This is a genomic window from Sphaerobacter sp. (assembly GCF_019683595.1).
GTDB lineage: Bacteria > Chloroflexota > Chloroflexia > Thermomicrobiales > Thermomicrobiaceae > Sphaerobacter.
In genome coordinates, this window is record NZ_JADGHZ010000011.1 from 18,272 (window position 1) to 45,013 (window position 26,742).

The window sequence follows — 26,742 nt, forward strand, 5'->3', positions numbered from 1 at the left end:
AGACATGCTGATTATCCCCGCGATCGACCTGCGCGGTGGGCGGTGCGTCCGCCTGGTGCAGGGAGACTTCGATCGCGAGACCGCGTATGACGACGACCCGGTACGAGTGGCTTGGCGGTGGGCGGACCTGGGTGCGCGCTGGATCCATGTGGTGGACCTGGACGGCGCGCGGGCCGGCAAGCCGGTGCAGCTCGATCTGGTGCGTGCGATCGCGGAGGTGGGGGTGCCGGTCGAGCTGGGTGGCGGTCTGCGCAGCCTGGCTGACCTGGAGGCGGCGTTCGCGGCCGGTGTCAGCCGCGCGGTGCTGGGAACCGCCGCGGTCGAGCGCCCGGCGCTGCTGGGTGAGGCGGTCGCGCGGTTCGGCGCCGAGCGGGTGGTGCTCGGGGTGGACGCCCGCGGCGGCCGGGTGGCGGTACGCGGGTGGGAGGAGACGTCCGATCTGGCCGCCGAGGATGTGATCGCCCAGGCGCGGGATGCGGGGGTCCCGCGGGTGATTTACACGGACATCGAGCGAGACGGCACGCTGACCGCGCCGAACTTCGCGGCGATCGCAGCGATCGCGCGGGTCGGTCTGCCGGTCATCGCGTCGGGCGGCGTGGCCTGCCGTGACCATGTCGAGCGTCTGGCCGCCATCGCGGGGGTGGAGGCCGCTATCGTCGGGCAGGCCCTGTACACCGGGGCGTTGACGATCCGGAGTGCCGAGGACTGGTGGGTGGAGCCTGCCACGTCGTTGCCGGGTATGGGGGAGGACCATGAGCGCGCGCACTGACCTGGCCGACAGCGTCCGCGAGGACGATCGGCGAAAGCGCGAAGAGGCCAAGATCCAGGGGCTGCAGGCACAGATCGACGAGTTGCGGCAGATCACCCGCGAGTTGCTGAGCCGCCAGCTCCGCGAGGAAGAGCAGATCAAGGCCACTGAGACCGCCCTGGCACAGCATCGTCTCGCCCTTGAGCAGCACCGCCACGAGGTCGCCCAGGCGGCCCAGGCGCGCCAGCTCGAGGAGGCGCGCTTCCGGCAGGCCCTGACTGATCTTAACCAGCGGATCGACGATGTCGCCCGTCCGATCCGTTCACTCCAGGCCCACGTGAGCGAGCTTCTGGAGACGGTCCGCCGCCAGCGGGAGGACGTAGGGCACGACACCAAGCGCTACGACGAACTGCGTGCCCTGATCGACCACCTCAGCGCCCACGGCGAGCGGCAGGTGGCGGTCTCCCAGGGCCTGCGCGACTCGCTGGACGCGCTGCGCACCGAGGTCGAACGGCTACAGCGAGACCTGATGCGCACGGACGACGCGGTCCGGATCGTCGAGCAAGAACTGCGGCGTCGGGTCGCGGAGATCGTTCAGGAGGTCTCCAATGTCGAAGCGCGGATCGAAGAGGAGGCGGCCGGGGTTGCCGCGGTGCAGGCGCAACTCCAGGAACTCCGCGAGGCGATGAAGGAGATCGACCCGCACTTCGAAGCGATCGGGCAGATCCTGGAGCGCCTGGAGAGCGAGATCGATCGGTTCCATACCCAGGCCGTGGAGCGCGACGAGCTCATGGCGGAGCGGATTGAAGAGCTTCGCCAGCAGTTCGACGCACAGGTCCGCGATCTCCAGCAGAGTAACGATATGCGCTTCGAGCGCGTCGTCCAGCGTGCCGACCAGATGGAGGAGGTCGACCGCGACCTGGCCTACCGGATGCAGATGATCGAGATCCGGCTGGAGGAGCTCCACCAGGTGGATCGCCGGCTGCGGCGCGAATTGTGGTACCTCCACGAACAGCGGGCGCGGATGCGGTTCGAGCAGGCGCAGCAGGAATTGGAAGCCGTCGTTGAGGCCCGGCGCGATGTCGAGCGGGAGGACGCGGGCGGCCGACCGCAGGACCGGACCGGGGAGTAGTTCCAGATGCTCACGCGGCGCATTATTCCCTGCCTCGACGTGAAGGCGGGGCGGGTGGTCAAGGGCGTCCAGTTCCAGGGGCTGCGCGACGCAGGCGACCCGGTCGAGCTGGCACGGCGCTACGACGAGGCCGGGGCGGACGAACTGGTCTTTCTCGACATAACAGCCAGCAGCGAGGATCGTGACACCATCGTCGACGTGGTGCGGGAGACGGCGCGTCAGGTCTTCATCCCGCTCACCGTCGGGGGTGGGGTGCGCAGCGCGGACGACATGCACAGGCTGCTCCGCGCGGGCGCGGACAAGGTCAGCGTGAACAGCGCGGCGGTGGCCAACCCGGAGCTGATCGCCACGTGCGCTCAGCGGTTCGGATGCCAGTGCGTGGTGCTGGCTATCGATGCCCGGCGGCGGCCGGACGGGGGCTGGGAGGTCTACACCCGGGGAGGTCAGGTTCCAACCGGCCTCGATGCCGTGGAATGGGCGCGGCGCGGCGTGGAGTTGGGCGCTGGCGAGATCCTGCTGACCAGTATGGACGCCGACGGCACCCAGGACGGGTATGACCTCGAGCTGACCCGCGCGGTGGCCGAGGCGACCGGCGTGCCGGTGATCGCCTCGGGAGGAGCGGGAACCCTCGAGCACCTGTATCAAGCATTGACGGAGGGCAAGGCGCAGGCCGTCCTTGCCGCGTCAATTTTTCATTACGGAACGTTCACGATCGCGGAGGCGAAAGCCTATCTGGCGGCTCGTGGCGTCCCGGTTCGACTGGGGCATTAATCACGAACAGTGCGTACGTTCGCGCCATTCGTTGCGTATTCGGTGCTGACGCGCTGTCACATGATTGACAGGAACAAGCGCATGTGCTAGCCTGCGACCTATACGGCAGTCTGTTGGTGGCACTCGGGGGAGCGCAACCAGCAACGTGACTGCCGGCGCCGACGCACGACATCCTGTCTGCAATGCTAATCCGGGCCGGGGATCCGGAAGCGCAGGCCCGCAGCCAGCGGGCCGGGCGGGGTGAAGTGCGTGAGGCCTGTGGCGGCGCACCGGTCCGGGCGCAGCGGGCGCATCGAGAGGGGACCTCGATGCATGACCACCCGCGGCGCACCGCGAGATTGGAGGAGGGTTCAGGCACTGGTTTCCCACCTCCAGTGGGACAACTGGTATTGCCGGCCACACGGACTCCAGGAGGGAAGGACGATTGGGTGTTCGAAAGAGACGCCACCTGCTCGGTGGTGTCGCTCTCGCTGCGGCGGTGGCTGTGACGGGGGTTTCGCCAGTCGCCGCGGATACCAACCTCGTCATCGGTGGACAGGCAATCGTAGCGAACACAGATGGTCTCGGCGTCAACCTGCGTGGCGCCGTCGGGTACGATGCCCCAATCCTGTTCACTGTCTCCGAATCCTCGACAATCAATGTCATCGGAGGGCCGAACACCGCACCGGACGGGTCCGTCTGGTACAACGTGGAAGTCAACGGCACTCTGGGCTGGATCGTCAGCGATTACCTGACCCTGCCGCCACTTTCGGCTGGCCAGGTCGTTGTCGTGTCCGGGACCGAGGGGAACGGGCTCCGGCTGCGTGAGGCCCCGAGCCTGAGCGCAGCGACCCTCACCGTGATGCCCGAAGGGGCGCACGTGAATGTGGCAGGTCCGGAGCAGACGGACGATCAGGGCATGACGTGGGCCCAGGTGAGCTACGGCGGGCTGACGGGGTATGCGGCCCGCAGCTACCTGTCGCTGGGTAACACCGGTGCTGCTCCCCAGGCGGTGCAGGTGTCGAACCCGGCGCCGGCGGCTTCGTCGAGCATCGTGGTCGGCGGGAACGCCGAGGTCGTGAACACCGGTGGCGCCGGCCTGAACCTGCGGAACGACGTGGGTTACGGCGCGGGCATTCAAACGGTGGCCGCCGAGGGCGAAGTGGTCCATGTCATCGACGGACCGCGCTACGACGGCGCGGGTGACGCTTGGTGGGGCGTCGATTACAAGGGCATTCGCGGCTGGATGATGGGCGCGTACCTGGCGCCGACCGACCGCCAGCCGACGCAGGCCCCGGCCCCCGCGTTGGCAGGCGGTAACGAGGAGCCGGCGGCTTCGGCTCCGGCCAGCGACATCGGCGCGGCTATCGTCGCCGAGGCGATGAAGTACCTGGGCTACCCGTACGTCTGGGGCGGCACGACGCCGGCCGGCTTCGACTGCTCCGGCTTCACCTACTACGTCGTCAACAAGGTACTGGGTGGCGGTTTCCCGCGGGCGATGGAGAGCCAGGTGGTGTCGGGGAGCTACGTCGACCCGAGCGATCTGCGACCGGGCGACATCGTGTTCCAGCAGAACACCTACCAGTGGGGGCTGTCGCATACCGGGATCTACATCGGCGACGGCAAGTTCATCCACGCGGCGGATGCCAGCACGGGCGTGATCATCAGCAACCTGTGGGACTCCTACTGGAGCCCCCGCTACTACACGGCGCGCCGCGTCGGCTAGCCGGAGCGACCATCCCAACGGAGAATGTAACGGACCCGCCCCGAGAGGCGGGTCCGTTCATGTCTGTGTGGAGTATGAAGGCTTCGCCCCCCGGGTGCCACCCGATTCAAGCATTCAGGTACACCTCTTGGTCTGACTCTGCTTGTGCTGTGGACGTCGGGGTGGGCGTGTCCGCGCTGGCCCGCACTGGTGGTCAGGACCCGGGGACGGACTCCTTTGGATGGGCGTGCTCGTGACCCTGGTGGGTGCGCTCTCTGGCCGTCCGGTGGCAGTCCTCCGGGGCACGACAGCGCCCGCCCGGGTAGCTACGGCTGAGCGGGAGTGTGCTCGCCATGATGGCTACCTGGGCGGGCGCTTGGACGGCCGCTCTTACGGTTGAGAGCGTTAGACGTGCCCGGCGTGGGCTAGGAGAGGACCTCGTCCTCGGCCAGCTCCTCGGCTTCGGCGGATGCGCCGTCGTAGTTGATGCGGGAACGCAGCTCCGGCGAGGCGGCCCGGATCTGCTGCTCGATGTCCCGCATGATGTCCGGGTTCGCCTTCAGGAACTCCTTGACGTTCTCACGGCCCTGGCCGAGTCGCTCCTCGCCCAGGTAGAACCAGGCGCCCGACTTCCGGATGATGCCGAGGTCGGTCCCGACGTCGATGATGCTGCCGATGGCCGAGATGCCCTCGTTGTACATGATGTCGAACTCGGCCTGGCGGAACGGGGGCGCGACCTTGTTCTTGACGACGCGGACCCGCGCCCGGATACCGATGCTCTCCTGACCCTGCTTGATCGTCTCGATCCGCCGGATGTCGAGCCGGACCGACGAATAGAACTTCAGCGCATTCCCGCCGGTCGTCGTCTCCGGGTTGCCGAACATCACGCCGATCTTCATCCGGAGCTGGTTGATGAAGATGACGGCGGTGCGCGACCGGCTGATGGCGCCGGTGAGCTTGCGCAGCGCCTGGCTCATGAGCCGAGCCTGCAGGCCGACGTGAGCGTCACCCATATCGCCGTCGATCTCCGCGCGCGGGACCAGGGCGGCGACCGAGTCGATGACGATCACGTCGAGGGCGCCGCTGCGCACCAGCGTCTCGCAGATCTCCAGCGCCTGCTCGCCGGTGTCGGGCTGAGAGATCAGGAGATCGTCGAGCTTGATGCCGCAGCGCTCGGCGTAGACCGGGTCGAAGGCATGCTCGGCGTCGATGTAGGCGGCGACACCACCCAGCTTTTGCGCCTCGGCGATGATGTGCTGTGCCAGCGTCGTCTTCCCGCTCGACTCTGGGCCATAGATCTCGGTGATGCGGCCGCGCGGGATACCGCCGACTCCCAGCGCGAGGTCGAGGGCGATCGAGCCGGTCGGGATGGCCTCAATTTGGAGGCGCGATTCTGCCTCGCCCATGCGCATGATCGACCCCTTGCCGAACTGGCGCTCGATCTGCGCCATGGCGAGTTCAATCGCTCGGTCTCGTTCGGACATTCGCCGCTGCCTCTCTTCTGCGTCGGACTGTGTGCTCGCCATCCTAGAAAAAATGTTCTATTCCGGCCCTAATCATACGAAACCGAAGGGACTCGCGTCAACGTCCGTACAGGGTCAGAGTCGCTCGAACCGCTCCACATCCAAGACGAAAACGACCGCGCCGCCGACCTCCACCTCGAAGCTGTCGCTGAGGAACAGGAGCCCCGGTTCCAGCGCAGGGGTGTACGGCACGGCGACCTGCGTGCGACGGCGACAGACCTGACTGATAATCCCCAGCACCCGCGGAACCTCGGCGTCCTCAACGCCGATCAGCAGGCTCGTATTTCCGGTGCGTAGCAGGCTGCCGGTACTGCTGATGCGGGTGACGCGATACTGGGACGCCACCAGTTCGCCGACGAGGTTGTCGGCGTCTTCGTCCTGGACGACCGCCACGATGAGCTTCATCTCGGCTCCCCTCGATCGGGCTGCGGGAGATTCGCCCTCAGCACGGCCTGCATGTCTCGGGGGCCAACTGCTCGCAGTATACGGGAGGCATCAACCACCGGCAACAGGCGGCGCGATGCGCTCCGAGGCGCTTGTGGCGTCCTCGTGAATTACGACGCCGGGGATGTCCTCAAGGACCAACGCACGGCCGCCGAAGACCCGATTGACCTGGGTGGCGTAGGTCAGGGAGCCGGTCAGCACCTGGCGCGGCGGGCCGTCCGCCACGACCTCCCCGTCGCCAAGGAGCAGCACGCGGTCGGCGCAGACAGCCGCCAGCTCCACATCGTGGGTGGCCATGACGATGCAGGTGCCGGTGCTGGCGAGGCGTCGCAGCAGCGCGATCAGGCGCTCCCGCGCCTCACCGTCGAGCCCGCGGGTTGGCTCGTCGAGCAGGAGAACCGCGGGCTTGGCGGCCAGCACAGCGGCCAGGGCCACACGCTGCCGTTCGCCGGTGCTGAGGTCGCGCGGGTTACGTGCGGCGAGGTGGGCTACCCCTGCCATCTCCAGGGCGGGGCCGACGTCTCCGGGCACACCGAGCGCCCGTAGGGTGAAGCGCACCTCGGCCGCAACGGTCTCGTTGAACAGCATCGCGCCGGGGTTCTGGGGCAGGTAGGCCACGGTGCGGGCCAGGTCGGGCGTGGCGGTGCCGGCGATGTCCTGAGCGCGCAAGAGGATGCGACCCGATTGCGGGCGCAGCAGGCCGTTCAGGTGCTTGAGCAGGGTGGTCTTCCCGGCGCCGTTCCGGCCCATCAGGGCGGTCACGGTTCCCTCGCGGAAGACGGTGGTGATGTCACGCAGCGTCGTTCTCTCGCCGTAGCGGAACGTGACTCCCTGCATTTCCAGGACGACATCGCCACCCGCGGGTGGGTCGCCCTGCGGGGCGACCGGGCGCGGCATGCCCTGCGCCATGCGGCGCGCCTCCTGCACCGTGAGCGGGAGCGGGTCCCAGCCGAGTGCCAGCCCCAGCCGCACGAGCGGGGGAGGATACGGCAGCGCAGCGGCCACAGCGCGAGGTGGGCCGCTCGTAACGACGCTCCCCTCCGAGCCGAGCAGCAGGACGCGCTCGGCCGCCGGGAGGACACGCTCCAGGCGGTGCTCGGCGATGACGATCGTCGTCCCGAGGTCTGCGTGCAGGCGGTCGAGCACGGAGAGGACCGCTTCGGCGCCCCAGGGGTCGAGCTGCGACGTCGGCTCGTCCAGTGCGAGCACGGGAGGGCGCATTGCCATCGCGGCGGCGATCACGACGCGCTGGCGCTCGCCGCCGGAGAGGGACGCGATTTCGCGGTCGCGGAGCGGCGCGATGCCGAGCAGGTCCAGCGCTTCCTCCACGCGCAGGCGGATCTCCTGGCGTGGCAGCCCGTAGTTCTCCGGCCCGAAGGCGATCTCGTCTTCAACTCGGTCCATCACCGTCTGTCGCTCGGGGTCCTGGGCCACGAAGCCGACGATTCGGCCAAGATCGGCCGGCTGTGCCTCGCGGGTGTCGATGCCCTGAACCAGAACCCGGCCGCCGAAGGCGCCGCCGTAGAAGTGGGGCACCAGCCCGTTGAGCGTGCGCAGCAGGGTCGACTTCCCCGCGCCGGAAGGGCCGGCCACGACGGTGTAGGCGCCGGGGGCCACCTCTTCGGTGATGGCGCTGAGCGCGGGCGTCGAGCGCCGTGGGTAGCGGTAGGTCAGCCGGTCGAGGTGGATCATGCCGGCCGCCGTCCGTGTGGGAGCAGCGCGGGCGCTGCGATCAGGAGCCCTGCCACACCGGGGGCCGGCGCGAACGACGGCCAGGTGAGGCGCGGATAGGGTGAGTAGCTCAGGGCGGCGCTTGCGATGGAGGCCACAACGAGGAGCGCGCCGAGCGTTGCCGTCGCCAGCACGGCGGCATCAGACCAGTCCCAGGTCAGGGCACGGTAGCGACTGCGCCCGTGTGCTCCCCGTCGCACTGCCACGATTAGCGCAACGACGGGGACGAGGAACACGGCGGCCGCGAACCGGTACCCCAGTCCGACCGCCACGGCTGCCACGGCGGCGACCGCAACCCCAACGATGGCCCAACGGGCCGGAATGCGCGCCAGGCGTCCGGCACCGAACGCGCGGCTCTCCATCGCCTCGGCCAGGTCAAAGGCGTGCTCAAGGCCGAGGGTCAGGACAGGAACCAGGAGCGGCGGCACGTCGCGGATCGAGCGGATGCGGAAGCCTCGGGCCATCTGGGCCTCGCGTACCTCCCGGACGGCGCGGAGCGTCTGCGGGAAGATGCTCAGGCCGATGATGGCTGCGACCCCGACGGCCGCCAGTGGGCCAGGGACCAGCCGGAGCAACGCCGCCCGGTCGACCGCCGCGCTGAAGGCTGCGGCCAGCAGCAGGAGATCGAAGATCGCTAGCGCAGAAACGAGGCCGTAGACCAGGGCGTTGAGCGTCACCGGCCCACCCACGATGGGGATCGCGTCGGGCAGGTGAGCGAGCACCCGGTCTCCGGTGTGGACGGTCAGCAGGTTGAACAGTACGCTGACCGCAGCGACTACCGCCCCGACGCGGAGCACGGTCCCCCAAGCGGCCTGGGCCACCGAGCGGCGGTCCAGCGAGAGCAGGACCGCCGTCAGGGCCGCCGTGGCGAGCAGGAGGTAAAGCGGGTTGCGGGTGGTGACGACCAGCAGCGCCGCCGCACCCGCCCAGGCGACCCAGGCAACCGGGTTCACGCGCTGGCTCATGACTCGCTCCCGCTTCGCCGCCGGAGCGCGGTGACCATCGCCACCCCTACAGCGGCTATCAGCAGCGCGCCGAAGGCCAGGTAGGACGTGGGCATCGACCCGTCGTCGTCCGGTGCTCCTGTGCGTGCGGTGACCTTGCCGCTCGGGTCCACCTCGACGGCCAGCACCGCCGGTGCGGCGCCGTCGCCACCCTGGCGGTCCGCGCCGGTGAGGCGAGCGATCTCGTCGAGCGTGATGGCTGGCAACTGGGGATCGTCCGCTGCCCAGGACCACCCATCCACATCGCGGTCGCGGACGACGCGGTTGTCCGGGCCGTTCATCTCGACGTTCCAATTGCCGTCCGGCGTCAGGCTGAGGTACTGCCAGTAGTTGGATGGGTTCTCGTCGCTGTGGCAGAAGCAATCGTCGGAGGGACAGCCCTCGCCGTCGAGTGAGCAGATGGCCGTGCCGAGCCCGCTGAAGGCGGTGACCTCCGTAGCCAGCCCGGATCGGTTCAGCAGCTCCGTACCAGTGATCTCCGGCTCGGTGAACTCGACGTAGACGTAAACCAGGCGGCCATCGCCGTGGCGGACCACCAGTCCCGCCGCGTTGGTGTCGGCGGCTCGGGCGCTGGGGGAGAACGTGAGTGCGGCGAGTAGGGCGAGCGCCGCCAGCGCGCCGAACACGCGGGTCGCAAGCAACACAGCCGGGCGTCCCGACCCGGAGCGGCCGGGAGGCAGAATGGTGTCGTTCTTCATCACTTCACCTCACGGGAGTGGGTCAGCAGCTCGTCACCCAGTCGCCCGACCAGAACGTCGTAGTGCGACCACGCGGTCCCTGGGTGCCACTCCAGCCGCGCCCGCTCGAAATACTGAACTGTGCGTCCGTTTTCGACGATTTCCTCGCTGATGGGATAGCCGTAGACCGAGAGCGCGCCGTAGCGCTGCCAGTACTCGTTGAACCCGCCACAGAGGTTGTGGTGGGTCTGGGGGAAGTAGAGGCAGTCCGGTCGCTGGATCGGCTCGGCGGGAGCGAAGGACGGCGACCCGGCACGGTCGGCCGCTTGCTCGGCGCCGATACGCCCGAGCAGCACGTCGAAGCGCTCCGGAGCCATACCGGGATACCACTCGAAGCGGGCGCGCTCGAAGTACTGGACCGTCCGGCCGTTTTCGACGAACTCCTCGGTGAGTGGATAGCCGTAGACGGCCAGACCGCCGTACGCGAGCCAGTACGAGAGGAACCCCGCGCATAGGTTGTGGCCCGTCGCCGCGTAGTAGGCACAACCCTCCTTGGGCGAGGCCGGCTGCATCGCGCGCTCCATGGCAGTGCGGCGCCCGAAATCCGGGCGCGCGGGTATCGGGAGCGGTTGGAGGGCCAGCGCCGGGACTGCCTGTGCCGTGGCGAGCAGGCTGTCGCTGGGCACGTCGTCCCGGGCCCGCAGCGCGCCGCTGTCGTTCTGCAGGCGCTCCAGCGCGGCGATTCCGGCCGCCACCGTGTCCGACGTGGCGCGCTCTCCCGCCGCGAGCATCGCCTGGGTTGCCAGCGCCGTCGAGGTCGCATCACCCACGGCCGGAACGTCGGCGCCGACCTGGGAGACGAATGAACCGTCGTCGGTCTGCGCAGCCAGGAGGTAGCCGATGCCGCGATCGACCGCGGTGGAGCCCCGTTTCCCGGCCGCGACAAGCGCCTGGATCGCGAGAGCCGTCGCGCGGCTGTCGCTCCGGCGAGCGGGTTGCTGTTGACCCGAGGACCAGCCGCCATCCATAGCCTGGGCCGCGATCAGCGCGTCGACCGCGGCGGCCGGGACCGGTTCCCGTGCAGCCTCCAGCGCCAGGATGGCAAAGGCATGGTTCGCAGGCTGCGGGTCGAACAGGCCGGTGGTCTGGTCCAGGTGCGCCAAGATGCGCGCGAGCAGGTCCACCCTGCCGAAGTCCCGCGGATTGACACCGCTGGCGACCGCAACCGGCGTCAACTTCGCGGCACCGACCACGGTACCGGCGTAGTCGCCGGCAGTGGTGCGCAGGTAGTCGATGATCGACGGACCGCCCGCAGCCACGAGGTCCGGGTCGATCCCGGACGCGGCGAAGGCGAGGGCGGCGTCGGCGGTGATCCCCGGCTCGCTGGCACCCGTCGCTCCGGCAAACCCGCCATCCGGCTGCTGCTGGGAACGCAGCCAGTCAACCGCGCGGGTCAACTCCGGGTTGGGGCTCCCGCGCGCGGCAGGCGCCATAACGAGCCAGAGCAGGCTCGCCAGCACCAGGGTCGTGATCGTTCGCTGCATGGAAGTCCCCCCAGTGTACGGCAGACAAAGAACCGTCTGCGTCCTCGTAATGAGGCCGCTCAGAGGTGAGCGATTGGGGGGCTAGGTTCGGCGTAGCGTGGGCACCTTGGTGTCCTCCCTCCTTGGCTCGAGGCGGTTCGGACACGGCAGCGGCGGGTAATCTGGCTTCGCCGCGCCTCGGCGCGGCGTCACAGTTGCGGCACAGCCCCGGACTTGCACCGGTGTTCCCCCGGGTGGACCGGCCGCGCTTCGGCCGGTACCCGCTGCCGTAGGGGATACTCCATTCCTGTCCACATTCCTGTCCACGGTGTGGACAAGCGTAATATGGCACCGTTTCGTGACCACGTCAAGCACCGCGCGGCGCTGACGGAGCAGGCCACGCGGACGGCGCAAACGGGGGCGACGGGCACCCGGTGCTATAATCGCGGCGAGAATAGAAAACATGTTCGTGTGCCCGACGCGGGGCACACCTGGGCCGGGAGGGGAGGCCGGTGCAGCAGGAGAGCGGGCTGGAAGCCGTCATCAAGCGGTTGCGGTTCGAATCGCGGTTCGCCGAATGTCTCACGGCCTGGCGAACGATCCCCGAACGCCCGGCGGAGATGGTACCGCTTCCGGAGGATCTGGAACCCCGCCTCGTCGCGGCGCTGCGCGCGCGGGGAATCGAGCAGCTCTATTCCCACCAGGCTGAGGCGTTTGCCAGCGTGCGTCAGGGGCGGCATACCGCCGTGGTCACCGGGACGGCCTCGGGCAAGACGCTGTGCTACACGCTGCCGGTGCTCGACGCGATCCTGCGGGACGCGACGGCGCGTGCGCTTTACCTCTTCCCGACCAAGGCCCTCGCCCAGGACCAATACGCCAACCTCCACGCGCTGATCGAGGCCGCCGGAGCGGACATCAAGACCCACACCTACGACGGCGACACCCCGGCGAACATCCGGCGGATCATCCGCACGGCGGGCCACGTGGTCATCACCAACCCCGACATGCTGCACTCCGGCATCCTGCCGCACCACACCAAGTGGCACAACCTCTTCGAGAACCTGCGATTTGTGGTGATCGACGAGATGCACGGCTACCGGGGTGTCTTCGGCTCGCACGTGGCCAACGTGATCCGGCGGCTGAAGCGCATCTGCCAGCACTACGGGTCAAGTCCGGTCTTCATCCTGGCGTCGGCGACGATCGCCAATCCGGAGGAGCTGGCGCGGCGGCTGATCGAGGAGGAGGTGCACGTCATCGATCGAGACGGTGCACCGCACGGTCCGCGGCACTTCGCCTTTTTCAACCCGCCGGTGGTGAACCAGCAGTTAGGCATCCGGCGGTCGGTCGTGCTCGAGGCGACGCGAATTGCCAGCGAGCTGGTGCGGGCTGGGGTCCCCACCATCGTCTTCGCCAGGGCGCGAGTGACGGCGGAGGTGTTGCTGACCTACCTGCGCCAGGCGCTGCCACCGGGGATCCGTAGCGAAGAGAGCGTGCGGGGCTACCGTGGCGGCTACCTGCCGCGTCAGCGGCGCGAGATCGAACGCGGCCTGCGGGAGGGGCGGGTCCGCGCCGTGGTGTCGACCAACGCACTCGAGCTGGGGGTCGACATCGGCTCGCTGGATGCCTGCGTCATGACCGGGTACCCCGGCACGGTGGCGAGCACCTGGCAGCAGGCCGGGCGCGCCGGGCGACGCGATGGGCCGTCGCTGGCGGTGTTGGTCGCGTCGTCCAACCCATTGGACCAGTTCATCGTGCAGAACCCGAACTACTTCTTCGAGCGCCCGCCCGAGCATGGGTTGATCAACCCGGACAACCTGCTGGTGCTGGTGGACCACCTCAAGTGCGCCGCGTTCGAGTTGCCGTTCAAGGACGGCCAGCAGTTTGGAACCGTTGACCCGACGGAGGTGCTGGAGTACCTCGAGGAGGAGCGGGTGCTCCACCACGCGGGCGATACCTGGTACTGGACGGCCGACACCTACCCCGCTGAAGAAGTGAGCCTACGCACGGCTGCGCGCGACAACGTCGTCATCATCGACACCGGGGAGCCGGGCAAGCCGCGGGTGATCGGCGAGGTCGACAGCTTCGCGGCGCCGATGCTTGTCCACACGGACGCCATCTACCTGCACGAGGGACAGCAGTATCACGTCGACCGCCTCGACTGGGACGAGAAGAAGGCCTACGTCCACCCCGTCGACGTGGACTACTACACCGACGCGAGCCTGTCGGTCCGGGTGCAGGTCATCGAGCAGTTCTCAGAGGGCGAGCCCTGGGCCGAGCGACACCACGGCGAGGTGCTGGTCGGCGCCATCGTGACCCAGTACAAGAAGATCAAGCTGTACACCCATGAGAACATCGGCTGGGGCCGGGTCCACCTGCCCGAACAGCAGATGCACACCTCTGCCTACTGGTTCTCGCTACCGGAGCACTGGACCCGGCGCATGCGCTCGGCCGACCTCCAAGGCGCGTTGATCGGCCTGGCGAACGTGATCGGGAACGTCGCGCCGCTCTTCCTCATGTGCGACCCGCGCGACATCGGTGTTTACCCGCAGGTGCGCTCGCCCTTCACGCAGCGGTCGACCATCTTCGTCTACGACCAGATCCCCGGCGGAATCGGCTTCAGCCAGAAGCTCTACGACCTGCATCATGAACTGCTCAGGGCAGCCTACGACCTGGTGCGTGCCTGCGGTTGCCCATCGGGCTGCCCGTCGTGTGTCGGGCCGATGACGGAGGTCGGAGCTTCCGGAAAGGCCAACACGATGGCGCTCCTCCGCGTCATGCGCGATACGCCGTCCAGCGCCAACGGGCGCGGGCGTGGCATCGAGCACACGGGCGACTACCAGTAGCGCATCGCGTCCCGGAAGATGCCGGCCAATGCATCGGCGTCGACCGGTCGGGGCGAGCCGACCAACAAGCGCTGCTGCTTCATCGCGCCTTCGACGAGGCCGGGGATGTCGCCCTCATCGTAACCCAGCTCCTCCAGCCCGTTGGGGATCCCTACGTCCCGCATCAGTTGCTGGATCGCGTCGGCGGCTGCCTCGGCGGCTTCCCGCACGGGCATTCCACTCGTGTCGACTCCGAGCAGCTCCGCCAACTCGGCGTGGCGTTCCGGCCACGCCGCCGCAGTGTAGCGGAAGGCGGCCGGTGCATTGATGATGACCGACAGCCCGTGGGGCACCAGCGGCTCATCGACGTCATAGTCCGGCGGCCAGTACTCCTTGACCATCCCCGCGACCGGGTAGGCCATGGCGTGCGGGATGTGGACGCCGGCGTTGCCGAAGCCGATCCCGGCGAAGGTGCTGGCGAGCAGCATGTAGCTCCGCGCCTCGATGTCGAGCGGGTTGTAGGTCGCCCGCCGCAGGTAGGTGGCACACCAGCGGATCGCCTGCTGGCTCCAGAGGTCGGCAATCGGGTTCGAGCCGATGTAGGCCGGGCGTTCCGCCGGGTTGGGAATCCGCGGCCGGGTGTCGTAGGGGCGGGCCGTGAACGACTCTGCCGCGTGGCAGATCACGTCGCAGCCGACCGAGGCGGTGACCAGCGGCGGGCAGTGCAGCGTGTTGAGCGGGTCGATCACCGCCACGGTCGGGCGAATGTAGCGGTGCGAGATGCCCGTCTTGACCTTCTGGTCGAGCAGGTCGAGGACGATGACCGGCGTCGTCTCGCTGCCGGTCCCGGCCGTCGTCGGGAGCGCGATGTGGGGCTTGAGGGGGCCGGGGACCGGTTTGCCGGCCCCGATCGGCTTGTTGATGTAGTCGAGCAGCTCCCCCTCGTGGGTACTGAAGAGGTTCATCGCCTTGGCGGTGTCGATCGTGCTGCCGCCCCCGAGCGAGATGAACGCCTCCGGCCGGCTCTTGCGCGCCACGGCAATGGCCTCGCGCAGCGAGACATCGGTCGGTTCGACGTGAACGTGGTCGAAGACCTCCAGCTCCACGCCGGCGTCGCGGGCGATGCTCTCCACCTTGTCGACGAGACCGAACTGCCGCAGGTTCCGGTCGGTGACGAGCATGGCGCGGCGGATGCCGAACCGGTCGAGTTCGAATCCCAGCTCCTCGGTCGCGCCGAGGCCAAAGCGGATCGGGACCGTGTCGAGCGCGATGATCGTCTCGGTGGGGATGAGACGCTCGGTCGCCACGGCGTGCCTCCTCTCTTGTTTGGCGTGTGGCGGGCGGCTACTCGTAGTATTCGGGCGCCTTCTTGAGCCGCTGGAATGCCTCCATGTCGTGCCCGAAGCCCATTGTGGCCTCGTACTTCCGCGCGATCTGCTTGATGGCGTACATCGAACGATAGTAGGCAACCGTGTCGTAGACGATACCCGACAGCCGCCACTCGTTGAGGTTGCGCTCCAGGTAGATGGCGTCCGAGGTGAAGATGAACGTGCCCGAGTGCTGCGTATGGGCGACCATGCCGATCAGGCCCGGCGTGTGGCCCGGCCAGTGGAACAGGTGCAGGTCCGGCGCCAGTTCGAGGTGGTTGCCCATCATGACGTCGTAGTTGAGGTTCGGCAGGTCAAACTCGATCTTGGCGTAGGCGCCGGCGAAGTCAAGTGGGCCGGTGTGGGTCACCTTCAAGGCGTGCGACAGTTCGTCCTCGTGGACGATGATCCCCCGGCTGCCGGCCTTGGTCCCGCGGAAGAAGTCGAGGCAGCCGCAGTGATCCACGTGGAGATGGGAGATAACGACGATGTCGATATCGCTCATTCGGAGACCGAGCTGTTCCAACTGCGCGGGCAGGAGCTGCTTGGGGTTGGCGCGGTACGGGAAGACGGGGCGCAGCGCCTCTGGCCAGCGCTGGTCCCACTCGGGGTGGCAGGTCGCGTCGTAGAGAACCCACCCGAGCTTCGGGTGCTCGATCAGGACGGTGTAGGTCGGGATGGTTACCCATTCCGCGGGCGGATTGGGGTTGTCGACGGTGCCGGTGTGCGGATTGAGCACCAGCCAGGCGAGGTCGAGGTCGAGCGTGCCGTTGTCGAGGACGAAGAGTTTCACGGCCGAGCTCCTTCCTGCACGGGTGCGATGTAGCGACAAGCAGGCGAGGCTCACGCGGTGCCGGCCTTCCGCTCTGCCTCCTTGCTGTTGGGTTGTGGTGTTGATCCCAGTATACGCTCGCGACACGGAAAGTAAAGCCTCGATGGGAATGGGAAGGGCCAGATGTGCCTTTTCGTCAGCGCAGGTCGTGGAGTGTCATCATGGTGGGCAGCGGTCCGAGACCGCCGCGCCGAGGGGCAGACTGCCTCCACCATGGCTTCCCGGTGCAGGCAGCCGTGGTCGTGGTAGTCTCCCGCCGGGACGGTGAGGAGGCCGTCGAACTGGGTGCCTGACCGTGCTTCGGCCTGTGAGCTGGGTGTAGGCCAGGATCAGGTGGTGAACAGGGAAGCGGGACGACGGTGACGGGTCTGAAGGCGAGGCCGGAGGAGCGGCTTCACACGTCGACCGAGCGAACCTCGCGGCGACGGGTCGAGGTGCTCATCGCGGTGGCGCTCGCGTGCGTCTACTTCGCGGTCATGGGCGGGCGACTGTACAGCATGGACGGCCTGTTTATGTACCGGCAGGCGTGGGCCATCGCCTTCGACCATTCGATCCGCTTCGAGACCCCTGTCTGGATCTGGAAGCCGGACCCCGTCTGGAACAGCAAGTACGGCATCGGGCTGTCGCTGCTGTACCTCCCCGGCATCCTGCTCTTCCGTCGCTGGTTCGGCGAGAGCACACCCGTCTCGCTCACCCGGCCGGAGCCGCTCGATCAGTTCTACTGGAGCGAGCTCTACCTCGACCGGCTCTACACCGTGGGCGGGGCCTGGGTGCATGCCGTCGTCGTCGCCGTGACTGCCTACCTCGTGGCGCGACTGGTCGCGGAATTGGGCGGCTCGCGCTGTGCCGGGCTCTGGGCGATGCTCTTCTATGGCCTGGGTTCTTCCGCGTTTGTCTACGCCAAGGGCGATTTCGCCCAGCCGCTGGAGGGGTTGTGCTGGGTTGCGGCGTTCCTAGCCGCGGCGCGGTTCAGGCGGACCGGGGCACGGCGGGACGTGTGGCTCGCGTCCCTTGCAGTCTGGTACGCGGTTCTGACGCGCCCCGTCGAGGGTAGCCTGCTGGTGCCGGCGGTGCTCGCCCTGGTTGCCCTGGACCGACGTCCGGGCGAGCGGCCTTCGATCCGCTTCCGGGCGGCACTGCCCGTAGTCGGGCTCTACGGCGTGGCGTTCGCCATCACCCTGCTGGTGAACTGGGCGCGCTTCGGCTCTCCCTTCGTGACTGGGTACGAGCCGCAGGAGGGCTGGCGGATGCCCGACCGGACGCGCGTCCTCGGGGTGCTGATTAGCCCGGCCCGAGGCATCATCTGGGAGTTCCCGGCGCTGGTGCTGGCCCCACTCGGATTCCGGGCTCTGTGGCGCACCCCTTCCCGGTGGGTTGCGCTGGCGATGGTCGCCCTGGCGGGCGTGCAGTTGGTCAACGTGGCGACCTGGCTGATGTGGTGGGGCGGTTGGAACTGGGGCCTGCGCCTCTTCGGCCCTGCCATTCCCCTGCTGGCCGTGCTCGCCGGGCTGGGCGCCTCAGAGCTCGGACCGCGGACGCGGCGGTGGCTCCCTGCGATCCTGTTATTCGCCGGGATCACCTGGGCGGCGCCCGGCGTCGTCACCGACCTATTGGGTGGCTACGGCCTGCTGGCCGACGGGCCGCAGGGGAGCTGGCGGCTTGACGCCTTCCCGCCCTACGGCGCCTGGCAGTTCCTGGAACGGTGGAGCCCGCGGGCTGAGATCGACTGGGGCTCCGTCGACATCCTCTGGGTGCGCCTGACCCGCACGCACGGGGACGTCGTGCTGGTCGTCCCCGCGCTCCTCCTTGGAATTGCCGCGGTGCTGGCCGTCCGCGCGTGGCAGTTCGCGCGGCAGGAGGGGTGAGACGTGATGCGTGATGCGTGATGCGTGATGCGTCATACGTCATGCGTCATGCGTGAAGCGGCTGTTGTCCGCTGGTAGGCCCGTGCCCGGGGCTAGAGCGGCCGGGCTGACAATACGCAGCCCCTTGACGGGGTTAGGCACGCAGTATCCGGTAGGTGGCCGAATTCGAATACGCCGGGTTGTAGCAATCGTAGCCCCTTCAGTGGGCTTACCCATGTTCAGCCCGGCGGCTTGAGGCCCGGGCGCACGCCGCGACGCGGGATCCTCACGCCAACCATCTTGAATCGGTCGGCAGCCGCCCGAGCCGGCGGCGGGCGGGGACGTGCGGCTGCCGCCTGTGCTTGACCAGGGGTGTGGGGCGCGGTATACTTCGCCGGATTGAGAACTGGCGGGGTTGTACGAACACAGGGAACGGTCAGATTGCGCCAGTCGGCAGAACAATTCGAGGGCGTCCAGCCATCCAACGTTGATCAGTCAAGGCCTTTGGGTTCCGGCCGAACCCAAAGGCTTTTTTCGTATGTGGAACACGGAGAACGTAGGAGCCGCCCGATCCTGATCCGGGGTGGCCGCGTGGTGGACCCCTCGCAGGGACTTGACGCGGTCGCGGACGTGCTGGTGATGGGCGATCAGGTCGCTGCGCTCGGGGTTGGTCTGCCTGAGCCGGAAGGCGCAGAGGTGGTCGATGCGAGCGGCCTGGTGGTGACGCCCGGCCTGGTCGACGTCCACGTTCACCTGCGCGATCCGGGTTTTCCCGAGAAGGAGACGCTGGAGACCGGAGCGGCCGCGGCGGTGCGGGGCGGTTTCACCACGGTCTGCTGCATGCCCAACACCAACCCGGCACTCGATACGCCGGAGCGGGTCGCCGACGTCGTCGAGCGGGCGGCCGGCCTGCCGGTGCGCGTCTATCCCATCGGCGCCATCTCGATCGGGCGTGCCGGGACGGAGCCGGCGGACTGGGCGGGCATGGCCGCGGCGGGGGCGATCGGGTTCTCCGACGACGGTGACAGCACACGGAGCAGTGCGGTCATGCGCCAGGCGCTGGCGTGGTCGGCCGAGTCCGGCTTGCCGATCATGGTGCACGCCGAGGACTGGACATTGGCGCCCGGCGGGGTGATGCACGAAGGCGACGTGTCGCGAGAGCTCGACCTGCCCGGTATCCCGGCCGCTGCCGAGGAGATCATCACCGGGCGCGACATCGAGATCGCGCGGCTGACCGGTGGCTGGCTGCACGTGCTCCATGTCAGCACCGCGAGGGCGCTCGGCATGGTTCGGGCGGCGAAGCGCGATGGGGTGCGGGTCACCGCTGAGGTGATGCCCCATCACTTGCTCTTGACCGACGAGTGGGTCGCCGGGCGGCGTCGCTTCGTCTGGGAGGACACTGTCGTGCCCGGTCCGCGTCCGGATCCGAACGCCAAGGTGAACCCGCCGCTCCGGCCGGAAGCCGATGCCCGGGCGCTGCTGGAGGGCGTGACCGATGGAACATTCGACGTGATCGCGACCGACCACGCGCCGCACGCCGCACCGGACAAGCCGACCGATCTGCGGCGCGCGGCGTCAGGCATGATTGGTCTCGACGTGGCACTGCCGCTGCTGTGGCGTCTCGTCGAGGCTGGGCGGCTGCCACTGATGACGGTGATCGACCGCCTCTCGACGGCTCCGGCGCGGCTCTTCGGTCTGCCGGGCGGGAGTCTCCGCCCGGGCAGCGTGGCTGACCTCACCGTCTTCGACCCGGCTGCCGAGTGGGTTGTCAGTCCGGAGACCATCGCGTCGAAGAGCAAGAACACCCCGCTGCTCGGGATGACGCTGCGGGGTGCGGTTCGCTTGACCATGATCGCAGGGGAGGTGCGGTATCGTGGCTGAGTTTCTCGCCTCCCGGGGGGCACTCGTGCTCGAAGACGGTCGGATCTTCCGTGGCGAGCCCTTCGGCGCCGAAGTCGACGCCGAGGGGGAGGCCGTCTTCACGACCAGCATGGTGGGGTACCAGGAGATCGCGACCGATCCGTCCTTCTACGGGCAGCTCGTCTGCCTCACGTACCCGCTCATCGGCAACTACGGCGTCAACGCGGAGGATGACCAATCGCGCCGGCCTTGGGTAGCCGGGCTCATTGTGCGCGAGTACTGCGACGAGCCGAGTCACTGGCGCGCCACCGGGACGCTCGCGGAGTATCTGCGACGGCACGGTATCCCGGCGCTCCACTCGGTCGACACCCGTGCCCTCACCCGGCACATCCGTCGGCACGGGGCGATGCGCGCGTTGCTCGTCTCCGACCGAGCGGGGCGGAGCGATGAAGAGTTGATCGAGCGGGCACGCCGGGCGTGGACGCCGGGTGAGCATGAGGTCGTCTCGACCGTCACCACGCCTGAGCCACAGGTGATCGACGGCCCCGGCCCGCATGTCGTCGTGCTCGACTGCGGGCTGAAGGCGGGGATCATCTCGTCGCTGAAGCGGCGTGGTGCTCGCATCACCGTCGTTCCCGTGACAACACCGGCTTCCGAGATTCTGGCACTGGCGCCGGACGGGGTGGTCACCTCGCCGGGGCCGGGCGATCCAGCACAGGCCGAGGCCGCGGTGGAGACGGTGCAGGGTATTCTTGCCGCGGGGGTCCCGTTCCTCGGGATCTGCCTGGGACACCAGTTGCTCGCCCGCGCGATCGGTGCCGAAACGCGGCGGCTCAAGTTCGGTCACCGGGGCGGCAACCACCCGGTGAAGGATCTCCAGACCGGAGCGGTGCGCATCACCTCGCAGAACCACGGCTACTACGTGGACGCCGCGAGCGTGCCGGTCGACTTGGGCTGGCGTGTGTCGCAGGTGAGCTTGAACGACGGGACAGTGGAGGGCCTGGAGCACGTCTCACAGCCGTTTTTCTCGATCCAGTACCATCCGGAGGGATCGCCCGGGCCGCTCGATAGTCAGGATGTCTTTGATCGATTTCTCGACCGCGTTCGCGCAGCGGGTCCCAAAGCGGAGGCGCCGGTGACGACGGGGACGCGGATCAGCGGGGTGCAGGAGTAGCGGACGACGTGCAATCGACCAAGCCAATCTCGAAGGTACTGGTGATCGGCTCCGGGCCGATCGTGATCGGCCAGGCGGCGGAGTTCGACTACGCCGGGACGCAGGCCTTGCGGGCGCTCCGCGAGGAGGGGATTCAATCCGTCCTGGTGAACTCCAACCCGGCCACGATCATGACCGACGAAGACGTAGCCGACGTCGTCTACATCGAGCCGTTGACGCTCGACGTCCTGCGGCGTGTGATCATCCGGGAACAGCCCGACGGCCTCCTGCCGACGCTGGGTGGACAGACCGGCCTGAACCTCGCGGTGGAGCTGGCTGAGGCGGGGATCCTGGATCGGTACGGCGTGCGGCTGCTCGGGACGCCCCTCGACGCCATCCGCAAGGCCGAGGATCGGGAACTGTTCAAGAAGCTCCTGATCGACATCGGCGAGCCGGTGGTCGAAAGCACGATCGTCCATAGCCTCACCGAGGCGCGCGAGTTCGCGCGCGAGGTTCCGCTGCCCCTGATCATCCGTCCCGCCTATACGCTGGGTGGCACCGGCGGCGGCATCGCCACCACGCCCGAGGAGTTAGACCGCATCGTCGTCGCAGGGCTGGCTGCCAGCCCGATCAACCAGGTGCTGCTTGAGCGCTCCCTGCTCGGCTGGAAAGAGATCGAGTACGAGGTGATGCGGGACGCGAGCGACACCTGCATCACCATCTGCAACATGGAGAACATGGACCCGATGGGGGTCCACACCGGCGACAGCATCGTCGTCGCGCCGAGCCAGACGCTCACCGACCGCGAGTACCAGATGCTCCGCAAGGCGGCGCTCAAGATCATCCGTGCCCTCGGGATCGAGGGCGGCTGCAACGTGCAGTTCGCGCTCGACCCGAACTCGGAGCAGTACTACGTCATCGAGGTCAACCCGCGCGTGAGCCGCAGCTCGGCGCTCGCCTCCAAGGCGACCGGATATCCAATTGCCCGCGTTGCTGCCAAGATCGCGGTCGGCCGGCGGCTCGATGAGCTGATGAACTCGGTGACCCGGCAGACGACGGCGGCGTTCGAGCCGGCGTTGGACTACTGCGTGGTGAAGATCCCGCGCTGGCCGTTCGATAAGTTCCGCCGGGCCGAGCGCACCATCGGCACGCAGATGAAGGCCACCGGCGAGGTCATGGCCATCGATCGGTCGTTCGAGGGGGCGCTGCAGAAAGCGGTGCGCTCGCTGGAGACCGATCAGGAGGATCTGGGCTGGGAAGATCCGCTCTGGTCCGAAAATGAGAGCGCGCTCGAGGACCAGATCCAGCGGCCGAACGACCTGCGCCTCTGGGCCATGATGGCAGCGCTGCGCCGCGGGTGGTCCCCAGAGAAGGTCAGCCGGTTGAGCGGCATCGACCCCTGGTTCACGCGGAAGCTGGCGGGTCTGGTGGAGATGGAGCGGCGCCTGGCTGAGGAGGAGTTGACTCCACAACTCCTCTGGACGGCCAAGCGGATGGCCTTCTCCGACGCGCGGATCGCCGCGCTCGCCAACCTGTCCCCGGATGAGGTAACGGCCCGCCGTCGCGAGGCTGGGATCGAGCCGGTGTACAAGATGGTCGATACCTGCGCGGCAGAGTTCGAGGCTGCCACGCCCTACTTCTACGGCACCTATGAGGAAGAGGATGAGGCCGAGCCGCTCCCGGGCGCCAAGGCGGTCGTGGTCGGGTCCGGCCCGATCCGGATCGGGCAGGGGATCGAGTTTGACTATTGCAGCGTCCAGGCGGCGACCTCGCTCGGGGAGTCCGGTCACGCCTCGATCATGATCAACAGCAACCCGGAGACGGTCTCGACTGACTTCGACACCTCGGACCGGCTCTACTTCGAGCCGTTGGACGAGGAGAGCGTCTTCGAGGTGCTGCGCCACGAGTCGGGCGGCAACGGGAGCGCTCCGGAGGTCCCGGTCATCCTCCAGTTCGGCGGGCAGACGGCGATCAACCTCTCCGAGCCGCTGGCCGCGCGTGGCGTGCCGATCCTCGGCAGCGCGCGGGAGGCCATCGACATCGCCGAGGACCGAAAACGGTTCGAGCGCTTCCTGTCCGACCTGGGGATCCCGCAGCCCCCGGGTGATGCCGTCACGTCGATGGACGCCGCGATGGAGGTGGCGGAGCGGATCGGCTACCCGGTGCTGGTCCGGCCGTCGTACGTGCTGGGTGGGCGCGCCATGGAGGTGGTCCACACCAGAGAGTACCTCGCTCGGTACCTGGAGACATCGGTCGCCTTCGACACCGGCCACCCCGTGCTGATCGACAAATACCTCCAGGGCAAGGAGGTCGAAGTCGACGCCATCTGCGACGGCAAGGAGGTCCTGATCCCCGGCATCATGGAGCACATCGAGCGCGCCGGGGTCCACTCGGGGGACAGCTTCGCTGTGTACCCGGGCCTCAACCTCTACCCGCGCGAGGTGGACAAGATCGTGGAGCACACCACCCAGATCGCGCTCGCGCTCGGGGCGGTGGGTCTGATCAACATCCAGTACGTGATCCATGCCGGGCGGATCTACGTGCTGGAGGTGAACCCGCGTGCGAGCCGCACGGTGCCGTTCCTGAGCAAGGCGACCGGTGTGCCGATGATCCGGCTGGCGACGAACGCGATGCTGGGCCGCAGCCTGCGCGAGCAGGGGTACGAGGGCGGGCTCTGGCCCCGACAGCCGCTGGTGGCCGTCAAGGCACCGGTTTTTTCAATGGCCAAGCTCCGCGGCGTCGAGGTGCACCTCGGCCCGGAGATGAAGTCCACCGGCGAGGCAATGGGAATCGACCGGTCGTTCGCCCCGGCGTTCTACAAGGCGTTGCTCGCTGCCGGGATGGCGCTGCCGCCGCGCGGGTCGATCCTGGTCAGCCTGGCCGACCAGGACAAGCCGGATTCGGTCGGGTGGCTGGAGGTGCTGGCGCGCCTGGGCTATCGCATCTACGCGACTGAGGGGACCGCAGCCATGATCGAGCGCAACGGCATTCCGGTCCAGATGGTCACCAAGCGCATCGGCGCCGGCTCGCCCGATATGCTCGACGTGATCCTGAACGGGACGGTGGACGCGGTGATCAACACGCCCGGCCCCGCGCAGCGCGAGGTGCTCGACGGCTTCCAGATCCGGCGCGCGGCGGTGGAGCGCGGCATCCCGTGCATCACCTCGACCGACACGGCCCGCGCCATCGTCCAGACACTGGAGAGCGCGCCGAACGGTTACGCCGTCCAGCCTCTAGGCACCTACCGGCAGCGGGTGCAAGTCGGGTACTGAGAGCGGATCGCGACGGAGGGGGAGCGGGTGACTGAGGCAGAGTTCGAAACGCTGCTTCGCGAGGTCGGGGCACTGAAAGAGGGCCACTTCCTGCTGGCGTCGGGGCGACACAGTGGTCAGTACATCGAGAAGTTCGACCTGTTGCGCCAGCCCCGCATGACCGAGCAGGCTTGCCGCGAGTTCGTGCGCCAGGTGCAGGACTGGGGCGTCGAGGTGGTCGCCGGGCCGACCACCGGCGGCATCCTGCTCGCCTTCGAGGTCGCGCGGCAGCTCGGCGTGGCGGCTGCCTACGCGGAGCGGGCAAGTGACGGCAGTTCGGCGCGGGAGTTCCGCCGCGGGACCCAGTTCCCGCCGGGGGCTCGGGTACTGGTGGTGGACGACATTCTCACGACCGGCGGGTCGGTCCGTGAGACGCTGGCTGCGCTGGAGCGGGAAGACGTCCAGGTGCTGGGAATCGCCGTGCTGGTGGATCGCAGCGGCGGTCGGGTGACCTTCGACGTGCCGCTTCTGGCACTGTCGCGCATGGATATCGCCACCTGGGAGCCGGACGACTGCCCCCTCTGCCGTGAAGGCGTGCCGCTGGTCAAGCCCGGGACCACGGCGTCCGGCGGGAGCGCGCCGACGTCCGCGTAGCACGGCGGAGTGTGTCGATGCATGACCTCCAGGCACTACAGGCATTCCTCGATGGCGCTCACGTCGACGATGCGGTCTTCGCGCTCCGGCCCGACTACCGCGCGCTGCTGATCGCCGTCGACGGGCTCGTTCCCGGGCCGAGCGACGAGACGAGTGAGGCCTTGCTCCGGGAGGCTGAGGCCGCGGCCTGTGCGTTGCTCCGCGACCGGACGGTGGCCGACATCCCGCACGTGGCCGCGTGGCGCGAGGCGTACCGGGCGTTCGGCGCCAAGCCGCAGCGCACCCGCAACAGCCTGGAAGCGCTGCTTCGCCGCGCGGCGTCGGGCCTGCCCCGGGTGAACCGGCTGACCGACGTTTACAATGCGGTGTCCATCCTGCATCAGGTTCCGGCCGGCGGCGAGGACCTCGACTGCTACCGCGGCTCACCCCGGTTGATCCGCGCCACCGGCGAGGAGCCGTTCGACACCGTGGCGGATGGCGAGGTGGTAATCGAATACCCCGAACCCGGGGAAGTCGTGTGGTGCGACGACGCCGGTGTGACCTGCCGGCGCTGGAACTGGCGCCAGGCGCGCCGCACCCAACTCCGGGACGAAACCACCGCGGCGCTCTTCGTCCTCGACGTGCTCAAGCCCATGACCGACGAGGCACTCCATGCGGCGGCCGATGACCTGATCAACCACCTGTCACGGTTCGCCCCCGACCTCCGCGTCGCCCGCCGAGTGATCAGCCCTGATCGCCGCTCCTGAAACCGGCCGTTGGGCGCCCCAGCCAGACGGGCAGACAGTCACACTCATACCGCGACATGGGATCATCGCCGGGTCACTTTCTCTCGTGACCGGATCGAGCTCAGTCACGCCCACATTTCCCGGACGCAGCACATCCGCCGTGTATGACGCAGCGGTGTCCGCTCGCTGTGGTGCTTGGCGCCTTGCCGGTCGCTGCCGAACTCTTGTACCGCAGCCAGGCCATCGATGAGGTGCCCCCGGCCCGCCAGTTAGTGGTAGCCGGCACGGGGCGTACTCAGCGCACTGCGCAAATGATCGTTCAAGTTTTTCCAGAAATAGGCATCAACACGATTGTTTGTCCGATACGTGGATTGACACTCTTCTGACGGCACCCCTATAATGCCGTCGCTCCGTTCAATCGAAAGGAGGGTCTATGTCCCGACTATCCCGGCGGGAACTGATCCGGCGCAGCGTACTGCTTACGGTTGGTACAGGGATCGGCAGTCTGCTGGCGGCCTGTGGCGGTGGAGGGGACCAGACACCGACTACGGCCCAGTCAACAACGCAGGCCGCGAGCGCAGCCACGCCCACGCCACAGCCTCAAGTATCCCCCACGGCAGCGACGGAAGCGGCGGCGACTCCGGCGGCGTCGCCTGAGACCGGGGCGTGGGACGACGTCATTGCACAGGCGAAACACGAGGGCGAGCTGGTCTTGTACGACGGCCATGGCGGTGCCTTGCCCAGCATTGGTTTCGCGGCCGAGGAGTTCAGCAAGGATTTCCAGATCCGCGTTGATGTCTCAACGATGCGGGCCAGTGAAGCCCTGGAGCGCGTGCGGGTCGAGCAGCAGTCGGGGCAGGCGGTCGCGGACGTGCTGACGGTAGGGCCGACAACCGTCTATCAAATGCTTCAAGACGATTTCGTCCAGCCGGTTGGGGACCTGCCGGGCCTCGAACGCGTATCGCAGGACGTCTGGGTCCATGTTGATGCCTTGGGT

Annotated in this window: 19 protein-coding genes, 1 pseudogene and 1 riboswitch; of the genes and pseudogenes, 12 read left to right on the plus strand and 8 right to left on the minus strand. The window is 68.2% G+C overall.

Annotation, left to right across the window (positions count from 1 at the left end; all coding sequences use genetic code 11):
• Positions 1–4 precede the first annotated feature (4 nt).
• The 4 genes from hisA to IRZ30_RS02370 all read left to right on the plus strand — a co-directional run bounded on the left by hisA (position 5) and on the right by IRZ30_RS02370 (position 4,356).
• Positions 5–769 carry a 1-(5-phosphoribosyl)-5-[(5-phosphoribosylamino)methylideneamino]imidazole-4-carboxamide isomerase gene (hisA, locus tag IRZ30_RS02355; RefSeq protein ID WP_294082518.1) on the plus strand — a complete coding sequence of 255 codons (765 nt, stop codon included), beginning with the start codon at positions 5–7 and terminating at the stop codon, positions 767–769.
• On the plus strand, positions 753–1,880 hold the full coding sequence (locus tag IRZ30_RS02360) for a hypothetical protein (protein WP_294082520.1): 1,128 nt from the start codon (positions 753–755) through the stop codon (positions 1,878–1,880). Before hisA ends, IRZ30_RS02360 begins: the two co-directional genes overlap by 17 nt.
• Positions 1,881–1,886: 6 nt before the next feature.
• Complete coding sequence (gene hisF, locus IRZ30_RS02365) at positions 1,887–2,651, plus strand: imidazole glycerol phosphate synthase subunit HisF (protein WP_294082522.1); 765 nt, start codon at positions 1,887–1,889, stop codon at positions 2,649–2,651.
• 424 nt (positions 2,652–3,075) lie between these two features.
• On the plus strand, positions 3,076–4,356 hold the full coding sequence (locus IRZ30_RS02370; RefSeq protein WP_294082524.1) for a C40 family peptidase: 1,281 nt from the start codon (positions 3,076–3,078) through the stop codon (positions 4,354–4,356).
• A 404-nt stretch (positions 4,357–4,760) separates the two neighbouring features.
• Here IRZ30_RS02370 and recA read toward each other — a convergent pair whose 3' ends face one another.
• The 6 genes from recA to IRZ30_RS02400 form a co-directional block, all read right to left on the minus strand.
• The gene (recA, locus tag IRZ30_RS02375; protein WP_294082526.1) at positions 4,761–5,819 is read right to left on the minus strand and encodes a recombinase RecA; all 1,059 of its coding nucleotides are present in this window, start codon (positions 5,817–5,819) and stop codon (positions 4,761–4,763) included.
• 114 nt (positions 5,820–5,933) lie between these two features.
• Entirely contained in the window at positions 5,934–6,263 is a 330-nt protein-coding gene (locus tag IRZ30_RS02380) for a cyclic-di-AMP receptor (protein ID WP_294082527.1), read from the minus strand.
• 90 nt (positions 6,264–6,353) lie between these two features.
• A complete protein-coding gene (locus IRZ30_RS02385) occupies positions 6,354–7,994 on the minus strand; it encodes an ABC transporter ATP-binding protein (protein ID WP_294082529.1) in 1,641 nt (546 codons plus the stop codon).
• Complete coding sequence (locus IRZ30_RS02390; protein ID WP_294082531.1) at positions 7,991–8,998, minus strand: energy-coupling factor transporter transmembrane component T; 1,008 nt, start codon at positions 8,996–8,998, stop codon at positions 7,991–7,993. The genes IRZ30_RS02385 and IRZ30_RS02390 overlap by 4 nt, the downstream gene beginning before the upstream one ends.
• The gene (locus tag IRZ30_RS02395) at positions 8,995–9,735 is read right to left on the minus strand and encodes a hypothetical protein (RefSeq protein ID WP_294082533.1); all 741 of its coding nucleotides are present in this window, start codon (positions 9,733–9,735) and stop codon (positions 8,995–8,997) included. Before IRZ30_RS02395 ends, IRZ30_RS02390 begins: the two co-directional genes overlap by 4 nt.
• On the minus strand, positions 9,735–11,258 hold the full coding sequence (locus tag IRZ30_RS02400; protein WP_294082535.1) for a prenyltransferase/squalene oxidase repeat-containing protein: 1,524 nt from the start codon (positions 11,256–11,258) through the stop codon (positions 9,735–9,737). The genes IRZ30_RS02395 and IRZ30_RS02400 overlap by 1 nt, the downstream gene beginning before the upstream one ends.
• A gap of 154 nt (positions 11,259–11,412) precedes the next feature.
• Positions 11,413–11,488: riboswitch (cobalamin riboswitch) on the minus strand.
• Positions 11,489–11,749: 261 nt separating this feature from the next.
• Between IRZ30_RS02400 and IRZ30_RS02405 the strand changes: the two genes are divergently transcribed.
• Positions 11,750–14,080, plus strand: a complete 2,331-nt coding sequence (locus IRZ30_RS02405) for a DEAD/DEAH box helicase (RefSeq protein WP_294082537.1) — start codon at positions 11,750–11,752, stop codon at positions 14,078–14,080.
• Here IRZ30_RS02405 and IRZ30_RS02410 read toward each other — a convergent pair.
• A complete protein-coding gene (locus IRZ30_RS02410) occupies positions 14,071–15,366 on the minus strand; it encodes a hydroxyacid-oxoacid transhydrogenase (RefSeq protein WP_294082539.1) in 1,296 nt (431 codons plus the stop codon). The two genes, IRZ30_RS02405 and IRZ30_RS02410, sit on opposite strands and share 10 nt — an antisense overlap.
• 37 nt (positions 15,367–15,403) lie before the next feature.
• Positions 15,404–16,219: an N-acyl homoserine lactonase family protein gene (locus IRZ30_RS02415; protein ID WP_294082541.1), complete on the minus strand. Its 816-nt coding sequence runs from the start codon at positions 16,217–16,219 to the stop codon at positions 15,404–15,406.
• A gap of 398 nt (positions 16,220–16,617) precedes the next feature.
• On the opposite strand from IRZ30_RS02415, the gene IRZ30_RS02420 reads away from it, so the two are divergent.
• From IRZ30_RS02420 to IRZ30_RS02450, 7 genes and pseudogenes are all read left to right on the plus strand, one after another.
• Positions 16,618–18,123, plus strand: a complete 1,506-nt coding sequence (locus IRZ30_RS02420; protein WP_294082543.1) for a hypothetical protein — start codon at positions 16,618–16,620, stop codon at positions 18,121–18,123.
• Positions 18,124–18,693: 570 nt separating this feature from the next.
• The gene (locus tag IRZ30_RS02425) at positions 18,694–19,983 is read left to right on the plus strand and encodes a dihydroorotase (RefSeq protein ID WP_294082545.1); all 1,290 of its coding nucleotides are present in this window, start codon (positions 18,694–18,696) and stop codon (positions 19,981–19,983) included.
• Positions 19,976–21,136 carry a glutamine-hydrolyzing carbamoyl-phosphate synthase small subunit gene (gene carA, locus IRZ30_RS02430; RefSeq protein WP_294082546.1) on the plus strand — a complete coding sequence of 387 codons (1,161 nt, stop codon included), beginning with the start codon at positions 19,976–19,978 and terminating at the stop codon, positions 21,134–21,136. Before IRZ30_RS02425 ends, carA begins: the two co-directional genes overlap by 8 nt.
• 8 nt (positions 21,137–21,144) lie before the next feature.
• Positions 21,145–24,387, plus strand: a complete 3,243-nt coding sequence (gene carB, locus IRZ30_RS02435) for a carbamoyl-phosphate synthase large subunit (RefSeq protein ID WP_294082548.1) — start codon at positions 21,145–21,147, stop codon at positions 24,385–24,387.
• 27 nt (positions 24,388–24,414) lie between these two features.
• Positions 24,415–25,020: an orotate phosphoribosyltransferase gene (pyrE, locus tag IRZ30_RS02440; protein WP_294082550.1), complete on the plus strand. Its 606-nt coding sequence runs from the start codon at positions 24,415–24,417 to the stop codon at positions 25,018–25,020.
• A 17-nt stretch (positions 25,021–25,037) separates the two neighbouring features.
• Positions 25,038–25,766, plus strand: coding sequence for a phenylalanine--tRNA ligase beta subunit-related protein (locus IRZ30_RS02445; RefSeq protein WP_294082552.1), 729 nt, complete (start codon positions 25,038–25,040; stop codon positions 25,764–25,766).
• A 412-nt stretch (positions 25,767–26,178) separates the two neighbouring features.
• Positions 26,179–26,742, plus strand: a pseudogene (locus IRZ30_RS02450) (hypothetical protein); the annotation flags it as partial.